Source organism: Streptomyces sp. NBC_00510, from assembly GCA_036013505.1.
Classification (GTDB): Bacteria; Actinomycetota; Actinomycetes; order Streptomycetales; family Streptomycetaceae; genus Actinacidiphila.
Genome location: CP107851.1, coordinates 4785870 through 4795000 on the forward strand (window position 1 = coordinate 4785870; position 9131 = coordinate 4795000).

General features: G+C 69.2%; 6 protein-coding genes and 2 rRNA genes (1 of these 8 only partly in view). 5 read left to right on the top strand and 3 right to left on the bottom strand.

The window, feature by feature from the left end; translation table 11 throughout:
• Positions 1-98: 98 nt before the first annotated feature.
• The 5 genes from OG937_21495 to OG937_21515 all read left to right on the top strand — a co-directional run bounded on the left by OG937_21495 (position 99) and on the right by OG937_21515 (position 6869).
• Positions 99-920 carry a hypothetical protein gene (locus OG937_21495; GenBank protein ID WUD74084.1) on the top strand — a complete coding sequence of 274 codons (822 nt, stop codon included), beginning with the start codon at positions 99-101 and terminating at the stop codon, positions 918-920.
• A complete protein-coding gene (locus OG937_21500) occupies positions 910-2196 on the top strand; it encodes a hypothetical protein (GenBank protein WUD74085.1) in 1287 nt (428 codons plus the stop codon). The genes OG937_21495 and OG937_21500 overlap by 11 nt, the downstream gene beginning before the upstream one ends.
• Positions 2193-3743, top strand: a complete 1551-nt coding sequence (locus tag OG937_21505) for a hypothetical protein (GenBank protein WUD74086.1) — start codon at positions 2193-2195, stop codon at positions 3741-3743. The genes OG937_21500 and OG937_21505 overlap by 4 nt, the downstream gene beginning before the upstream one ends.
• 157 nt (positions 3744-3900) lie before the next feature.
• Positions 3901-5286 carry an ATP-binding protein gene (locus tag OG937_21510; GenBank protein WUD78835.1) on the top strand — a complete coding sequence of 462 codons (1386 nt, stop codon included), beginning with the start codon at positions 3901-3903 and terminating at the stop codon, positions 5284-5286.
• Positions 5287-5300: 14 nt separating this feature from the next.
• Positions 5301-6869: a TraM recognition domain-containing protein gene (locus OG937_21515; GenBank protein WUD74087.1), complete on the top strand. Its 1569-nt coding sequence runs from the start codon at positions 5301-5303 to the stop codon at positions 6867-6869.
• An 8-nt stretch (positions 6870-6877) separates the two neighbouring features.
• Here OG937_21515 and OG937_21520 read toward each other — a convergent pair whose 3' ends face one another.
• From OG937_21520 to OG937_21530, 3 genes are all read right to left on the bottom strand, one after another.
• A complete protein-coding gene (locus OG937_21520) occupies positions 6878-7387 on the bottom strand; it encodes a GNAT family N-acetyltransferase (protein WUD74088.1) in 510 nt (169 codons plus the stop codon).
• Between the two features lie 68 nt (positions 7388-7455).
• A 5S ribosomal RNA gene (gene rrf / locus OG937_21525) occupies positions 7456-7572 on the bottom strand.
• Positions 7573-7638: 66 nt separating this feature from the next.
• Positions 7639-9131, bottom strand: a 23S ribosomal RNA gene (locus tag OG937_21530); it runs 1630 nt beyond the window's last position.

A 9131-nucleotide genomic window follows, 5' to 3' on the forward strand; every position in this document is an offset into this window, starting at 1 on the left:
CGCACTGTCCCCGAGGGGCCCGTCCCGGCCCCGCACCCCACCCGAGGCTGTCTGCTGATGCCCACTCACCCGATGACCCCCGAGGGGGCGAGCCCCCGATGAGCCTCGGCCAGGACGGCCCCCCGACCCGTACCCGTCTCCCCGAGCCCCCGCCCGGCACCGGCGGCCCCTCCCGCCGCCCGCAGCGCTCCAGCCGCAGCCTCGTCACGGTCGTCGGCGTCGTCGTGCTCCTCATCGCCGCCATCGCCTTCGCCAACCGCGGCGGCGGCTCCCCCTCCGATTCCCCCGGCGGCGGCAGCCAGAGCGGCGGCTCCTCCAACGGCGCCCGTTCCCAGCCCACATCCCCCACCGGCACGAAGCCGGTGAACGGCAAGGACGCGGGCATCCCCACGGGTTACGCCCGCACCGACCAGGGTGCGCAGTCGGCGGCCGCCAACTACGCCGTGGCACTCGGCTCCGACGGCATGTTCGACGAGGCCCGCCGTCACACGATCGTCGCGGCGATCCACGCCCCCCAGGTCGTCGACCGCCTCCAGGGTGACCTCGACCGTGCCTACTCGCCCGGTTTCCTCGCCAACGTGGGGCTCAACGAGGACGGAAGCGTGCCGGACGGCTACACGTTCGTCTCCCGCACCGTCCCCGTGGGCACCCGCGTGACGGGCTTCTCCAAGAACGCGGCGACCGTCGAGGTGTGGAGCACGGGCCTCGTCGGCCTGGCCGGGGAGGGCTCGACGAAGCCCGTGAGCCAGACGTGGTTCACCATCACCGAGCAACTCGTCTGGGTTGACGGGGACTGGAGAATCGAAACGTCCGGCCAGAAGGAGGGGCCCGCGCCCGTCAACGGCGACAACCGCGCGGCCGACGCCGAGGAAATCGCCAACGCGGTCCAGGGTTACGGAGGGTTCACCTATGCCAGGTAGCCACCGGCGCCGCGCGCTGTCCCTGACCGCCCTGGTCGCGGCTGCCCAGACGACCCTCGTCCTGGCCGCCTCGCGCGCGGTGGCCGCCCCCAGCCCCACCCCGAGCCCGAGCGGCAGCAGTAACCCGTGCGACCTGATCGTGGGACAGGCCCGCGACTACTGCGAGGGCGGCACAGGGTCCAAGAACACCCCCTCCGTGGCGGACCCCCTCGACCCCCTGGACTCGCTCGCGCGCGGCTGCGCCGACGCCGCCGCCTGGGTCATCGACGGCCTCTCCAAGGCGGTCAACAAGACCGCGGCCGTGGACTTCACCAACAAGGCGTTCCTCACCCAGTACGCCGTCGTCTTCGCCGCCTCCACCTTCCTCACGCTCCTCCTGTGGCTGCTGGCCGTCGCCAAGCGCGCCGTGCGCGGGGTGCCCCTCACCGAGGCGCTGACCGAGGCGGTCGGCTTCCTCTGGCTCACCGTCATCGCCTCCGCCTTCACGCCGCTGATCCTCTACACCGTCGTGTCGGCGACCGACGGCATCACGGAGGTCATCGCGTCGGGCACCTCCGCCGGCACCGACACGTTCTTCGGCTCGTTCCAGGACGCGTTGACCAAGGACTCCGACATCGGCGGCGGCCCGATCATGCTGATCGTGGTCTCCCTGGTGTCCGTGCTCGCCGCCGGCGTCCTGTGGCTCGAACTCGTCATCCGTGCCGCCCTGCTGTACGTCGGCGCGCTGCTCGGCACCGCCGTGTACTCGGGCCTGGTCGACAAGAACATGTGGCACCACGTGCGCCGTTGGGCCGGGATCATGATCGCGGTGATCCTCGTCAAACCGGTGATCGTGGTCGTGCTCGGCCTCGCGGGCGCGCTCAGCGGCTCCGACGGGCCCACCGCGTTCGGCGCCGTCGTGTCGGGTCTGGCCATCATCCTGCTGGCCATCTTCGCCAGCGCGATGATCTACCGCTTCGTCCCCGGCTTCGGCGACGATGTGGCCAGCCTCCGCAGCAACCGCAAGGCGAGCGCCCAGTCCCAGGCCGCCGCCGTCATCTCCTCCCCGGCCGCGCTGGTGAAGCAGGGCATCAAGACGCACAGCACCCGTGGCGGCCCCCAGGAGCAGGCCTCGGGCGGCGGCGCACAGCCCACGAACGCCGTGCCCAGCGGCATCGCCGCGCACAGCAGCCGCAACGGCACCGCGCCGGCACCGGCCCCCGCGCCGCGCACGAACCCTGACCGCGGCAACGGCGGCGGAACCACCAGCAAGACAGCAGGAGGCGAAAGCCGGTGACGTCCCAGCCCTACGCCGCACCGCAGCAGCGCCGTACGTACCTGATCGGCAAGGCACGTCCCAACGCCATCGTCGGCAAGAACCGCGAGACCGGTGAGATCGCCCTGATCATCGTCGGCGCGTTCCTCGGCATGATGAGCGGCCTGCTGATCCCCGTGCTGCCGCTGCGCATCCTCGGTCTGACGGGCTGGCCGCTGCTCGCCTTCGCCGCCGTCTACATGCCCTACCGGCGCCGCACCTTCTACCGCTGGTTCGAGATCAACCGCAGCTACCGCCGCACGCTGCGGTCGGCCGCGACGTACCGCTCCACCGCCGCCGAGTCCGGCACCCGGCTCGACGGCCGCGAGGTGGAGATCGGGCCGCCCCCCGGCATCGGCCGCATCACCTGGCTGTCCGCGCCCTTCGGCCCGGACGAGATCGCCGTGCTGCTGCACGTCGACCGGCGCACCGTGACCGCCGCCATCGAGATCGAGGGCCCCGGCGTCGGCCTGCGCGACAGCGAGGACCAGGAGGCCCTGGTCGAACGCTTCGGCACCCTGCTGAAGCACGTGGCCAACGGCGACGGCTTCGTCACCCGGCTGCAGATGCTCGCCCGCACCCTCCCCGCCGACCCCGACGCCCACGCCAAGGACGTCGCCCAGCGCGGCGACGACCGGGCCGAGCAGTGGCTGAAGGACTCCTACGACCAACTGCAGTCGATGGTCTCGACCTCGTCCGAGCAGCACCGCGCCTACCTCGTCGCGTGCATGCACTACAGCCGCGAGCTCGCCGCCGAGGGCAACGCCATCGCCCGCGCCGCGGGCGGCGCCCGCAAGTCCCTCGACAAGGACGCCGGCATCGCCGCCGTCATGGCCCGTGAGCTCACCGACATCTGCGCCCGCCTCACCGAGGCCGACATCCGGGTCCGCCAGCCGCTCGGCCAGGCGCGGCTGGCGTCGCTCATCCACTCCATGTACGACCCGGACCACCCGATCGACCACATCCAGGCGATGACCCGGCGCAACGCCTGGCCCGCGGAACTGGACGCGACCGAGCCGACCTTCCTCCAGGCCAAGACCCGCGAGTCGGCCACCCGCGCCCCCTGGTGCCACTCCACGGCCTGGGTCAAGGAGTGGCCGCTGACCCCCGTCGGCGTCAACTTCCTGGCCCCGCTGCTGGTCCACACCCCGGACGTGATCCGCACCGTCGCCGTCTGCATGGACCTCGAACCGACCGACGTCGCCATCGAGCGCATGCTCACCGAGAAGACCAACGACGACGCCGAGGCCAGCCGCGCCGCCAAGATGAACCGCGTCGTCGACCCCCGCGACCTCGCCCACCACACCCGCATCGACCAGCGCGGCGAGGACCTCGCCTCCGGCGCCGCGGGCGTCAACCTGGTCGGCTACATCACGGTCTCCTCCCGCTCCCCGGAGGCCCTGGCGCGCGACAAGCGCACGATCCGCGCCTCCGCGGGCAAGTCGTACCTCAAGCTGGAGTGGTGCGACCGCGAACACCACCGGGCGTTCGTCAACACGCTTCCGTTCGCGACCGGCATCCGCCGCTGAGGGGCCGGGAGGTAGCACCATGCGCCTGTGCGCACTTGACGCTCCGTCTCCAGGGACGGCGCTAATGGGAAGGACGACAGGGACAACGATGCCACGCCGGAGCCTGCGCCCCAGGCGCGACGACCGCTGACGCCGAGGAGGCTCTCCACCCATGGCCATGCTGGACCCCCTCGCAGCGATCACCGACGCCTTCACCAGCTTCCTCTTCGGCAAGGTGGAGTCCACCCGACTCCCCGTGCGCACCTCCACGGGCCAGGCCCAGGCCGTCTACATGCCGACCGCCGCACCCGGCCTCGGCGACTCCGGCGTGATCATCGGCCGCGAGGTCTACTCCGGCAAGGGCTACATCTACGACCCGTTCCAGCTGTACGGGCAGCAACTCCCCGCCCCCCACTGGCTGGTCCTCGGCGAGTCCGGCAACGGCAAGTCCGCCCTGGAGAAGACGTACGTCCTGCGGCAGCTGCGCTTCCGCGACCGCCAGGTCGTCGTCCTGGACGCGCAGGGCGAGGACGGCGTCGGCGAGTGGAACCTCATCGCCAAGGCCCTCGGAATAACTCCCATCCGCCTGGACCCGATGGCGGCCCTCGACGGGGGCATCAAGCTCAACCCGCTCGACCCGGCGATCACCACCACGGGCCAGCTCGCCCTGCTCCGCACGATCATCGAGGTCGCGATGGGCCGCGGCCTGGACGAGCGCTCCGGCTTCGCGCTGAAGGTCGCCCACGCGTACGTCCACGAAACGGTCACCGACCGCCAGCCGATCCTCACCGACATCGTGGACCGGCTGCGGCACCCCATGGCCGACTCGGCCGAGTCGATGAACGTCGACCTGGAGGACGTCCGCGCCTGGGGCCTGGACGTGGCCCTCGTCCTGGACCGGCTCGTCGACGGCGACCTGCGGGGCATGTTCGACGGCCCGACGACCGCCGGCATCGACCTCGACGCCCCGCTCATCGTCTTCGACCTGTCCCACATCGACCGCAACTCCATCGCCATGCCGATCCTCATGGCGATCGTCGGCGTCTGGCTGGAGCACACCTGGATCCGCCCCGACCGGAAGAAACGCATCTTCCTGGTCGAGGAGGCCTGGCACATCATCAACAGCCCGTTCGTCGCGCAGCTCTTCCAGCGGCTGCTGAAGTTCGGCCGCCGTCTCGGCCTGTCCTTCGTCGCCGTCGTCCACCACCTGTCCGACGTGGTGGACGGCGCCGCCGCCAAGGAGGCCGCGGCGATCCTCAAGATGGCCTCCACGCGCACCATCTACGCCCAGAAGGCCGACGAGGCGCGCGCGACCGGCCGGGTGCTGGGCCTGCCCCGGTGGGCGGTGGAGATCATCCCCACCCTCACCCCCGGCATCGCCGTCTGGGACGTCAACGGCAACGTGCAGGTCGTCAAGCACCTCATCACCGAGACCGAACGGCCGCTGGTCTACACCGACCGCGCCATGACCGAGGCCTCGGCCGACGAGGACGACCGGGCGGACGGGTTCGACGAGCCCCGGGTCTCCCTCGACAAGCAGCTGGCCGACGACGCGGTGGCCTGAACGGGGACCTGACCATGGCGAGAGCGCAGCACCACGGACAGGAGCGCGAGGGCGGCATCCCGGACGGGCTGATCCTCGGCGTCATGGGCTTCCTGCTCGGCATGACCGTCCTGGTGTGGACGGGCACCGGGATAGCCGGCCTCGTCTCCCACGGGGCGTGGCCGGCCGAGGTCCACTTCACGCGCACGCCCGTGGCCATGCGTCACCTCATCGCCGACCCCCACGACATCGCCGGGGCCTGGCGGCCCGCCCCACCGGCGGGGCTGCCCGGCTCCGGGCTGTTCTGGGGCGTGTTCATCGGGCAGTTGATGGTGCTCTTCGTCCTCACGGTCTTCGTGATGGGCGTCGTCGCGCGCACCCGGTTGCGCCGCGCGGCACGCCGTACGGCCGCCCAGAAGGCCGCGGAGGCTGCCGTGGAGCCCGAGACCCCGGTCCGGCCCCGGCAGGCCGCGCAGCGGCCCGTGGAGGCCCCTGAGCCCGCCGCCCCCGAGCCTGAACCCGTACCGGTGGGGCCGGCCACCGGCGTCCCCGCCGCCGGCCCCGCGGCTCCGTCGGTGACCACCGACCGCGAACTCACCCGCACCTACGCCGCCTTCGCCGCCCTCCGCAGCGACAAGGGCAAGCGCCTCGTCCAGCCGTCCGTCCTCAACGCGGCGGGCCCGGTCCTCGTCACCACCGCCGACCCGGACACCTTCCACCAGACCGTCGGCAATCGCGCCAAGCTCGGCCCGGTCCACGTCTACGACCCGGCCCACCTGGTCGACACCCCGGCCCGGCTCCGCTGGGCCCCGCACTCGGGCTGCGAAGACGTCCCCACGGCCGTCACCCGCGCCCGCGCCCTGCTCTTCCCGGTACGGCCGCGCGCCGCGGTCGACGCCGCGATGTTCGACGCCGCCGAGACCCTCCTGCGCTGCTGGCTGCACGCCGCCGCCGTCGACGGCCAGCCCTTCCGCCAGGTGCACCGCTGGGCGGGCGGCACCTCCGGCCAGGACGCCGTCCGCATCCTGCGCACGCACTCCAAGGCCGCCTCCGGCTGGAGCGGGGAGCTCGAGTCCGTCCTCCACGCCCACACCCACCGCCGCGACGCCGCCCAGGCCCTCGTCCACCGCGCCCTGGAGTCCCTCAACTCCGTCCACATCCGGGACGCCTGCAATCCCGGACGCGCCGACGGCCTCGAGCTGGAGTCATTCCTCAAGGATCTGGGCACGCTCTATGTGGTGGGCGAGCCCAACGAGGACCCGCGAACCCACCCGGGTGCGATGCCGTTGCTCACCGCACTCGTCTCCAGCGTGGTCGAGCACGGCCGGCGCATGGCCGCAGGGTCATCCTCCGGTCGGCTCGACCCACCAATGACCCTCGTGCTGGACGACATCGCCGCCCTCGCGCCGATCCCGGAACTCCCCGACCTCCTGGCCACCGGCACCTCCGCGGGCCTGCCCACCCTGGCCGTGCTCCGCTCCCCCGAACAGGCCCGCGACCACTGGCGAGGGCCGCTGTGGCAGCGCGCCGACGCCCGCCTCGTCCTCGGCACCCAGCCCCCCGCGCTCCTCGAAGAGGTCCCGGACGCGGTGCGGTTGCCCTAGCGCACTCCCTACGGGCGCTCCAGCTCCATCTCGTACTCGGTCTGCGACTCGTCCAGCGGGAACGCCATCGTCCTCCCCGTCCTGACGAAGCCGAGCCGCTTGTAGAAGGCCTGCGCCCGGTGGTTGTCCTCGTGCACCCACAGCCGCACGCGCCGCACCTGCTCCGGCAGCTCCCACGACCACGCGATCGCCGCCCCCAGCAATTCCGCGGCCAACGCGCCGCCCCGGAACTCCGGCCGTACGTAGACACCGACCAGGTGCGTCTGGGGCACGGCGAACTCCTCGCCCGTCTCCACGAGTACGGCCACATTCGCGACGCGTTCGCCGGCCTCGTCCTCAGCGATGAACGCCTGCGTCTGCCCCCGCTGCTGCCACACCTCGTCGGTGAACGCGGCCTCGGTGTCGTGCGTGTTGACGAAGGCCACGCTGCTGGCGGGATCCTTGAGCGCCTCCAGCCGCAGGGCCCGCTGGGCACGCCATTCGTCGGGGCGGGACGCACGTATCGTGTAGCTCGTCATACCGCGATCGTACGCAAAAAAGCCCCGGCTCCCGAGTGATTAAACTCGGGAGCCGGGGCTCAAAATTTGTTCGGCGGCGTCCTACTCTCCCACAGGGTCCCCCCTGCAGTACCATCGGCGCTGAAAGGCTTAGCTTCCGGGTTCGGAATGTAACCGGGCGTTTCCCTAACGCTATAACCACCGAAACACTATGAAACTATACGAACCAACGGTTCGTTGTTTCAGAACTACACAGTGGACGCGAGCAACCTATGGACAAGCCCTCGGCTTATTAGTACCGGTCAGCTCCACCCATTACTGGGCTTCCACATCCGGCCTATCAACCCAGTCGTCTACTGGGAGCCTTAACCCCTCAAGGGGGTGGGAGTCCTCATCTCGAAGCAGGCTTCCCGCTTAGATGCTTTCAGCGGTTATCCCTCCCGAACGTAGCCAACCAGCCATGCCCTTGGCAGAACAACTGGCACACCAGAGGTTCGTCCGTCCCGGTCCTCTCGTACTAGGGACAGCCCTTCTCAAGACTCCTACGCGCACAGCGGATAGGGACCGAACTGTCTCACGACGTTCTAAACCCAGCTCGCGTACCGCTTTAATGGGCGAACAGCCCAACCCTTGGGACCGACTCCAGCCCCAGGATGCGACGAGCCGACATCGAGGTGCCAAACCATCCCGTCGATATGGACTCTTGGGGAAGATCAGCCTGTTATCCCCGGGGTACCTTTTATCCGTTGAGCGACGGCGCTTCCACAAGCCACCGCCGGATCACTAGTCCCTACTTTCGTACCTGCTCGACCCGTCAGTCTCACAGTCAAGCTCCCTTGTGCACTTACACTCAACACCTGATTGCCAACCAGGCTGAGGGAACCTTTGGGCGCCTCCGTTACTCTTTAGGAGGCAACCGCCCCAGTTAAACTACCCACCAGACACTGTCCCTGATCCGGATCACGGACCGAGGTTAGACATCCAGCACGACCAGAGTGGTATTTCAACGACGACTCCACAATGGCTGGCGCCATCGCTTCACAGTCTCCCACCTATCCTACACAAGCCGAACCGAACACCAATATCAAGCTGTAGTAAAGGTCCCGGGGTCTTTCCGTCCTGCTGCGCGAAACGAGCATCTTTACTCGTAGTGCAATTTCACCGGGCCTGTGGTTGAGACAGTCGAGAAGTCGTTACGCCATTCGTGCAGGTCGGAACTTACCCGACAAGGAATTTCGCTACCTTAGGATGGTTATAGTTACCACCGCCGTTTACTGGCGCTTAAGTTCTCAGCTTCGCCCCACCGAAATGGAGCTAACCGGTCCCCTTAACGTTCCAGCACCGGGCAGGCGTCAGTCCGTATACATCGCCTTACGGCTTCGCACGGACCTGTGTTTTTAGTAAACAGTCGCTTCTCGCTGGTCTCTGCGGCCACCACCAGCTCAGGGAGCAAGTCCCCTCACCAGCAATGGCCCCCCTTCTCCCGAAGTTACGGGGGCATTTTGCCGAGTTCCTTAACCACAGTTCACCCGAACGCCTCGGTATTCTCTACCTGACCACCTGAGTCGGTTTAGGGTACGGGCCGCCATGAAACTCGCTAGAGGCTTTTCTCGACAGCATAGGATCATCCACTTCACCACAATCGGCTCGGCATCAGGTCTCAGCCTCAATGAGTGGCGGATTTGCCTACCACTCGGCCTACACCCTTACCCCGGGACAACCACCGCCCGGGCTGGACTACCTTCCTGCGTCACCCCATCGCTCA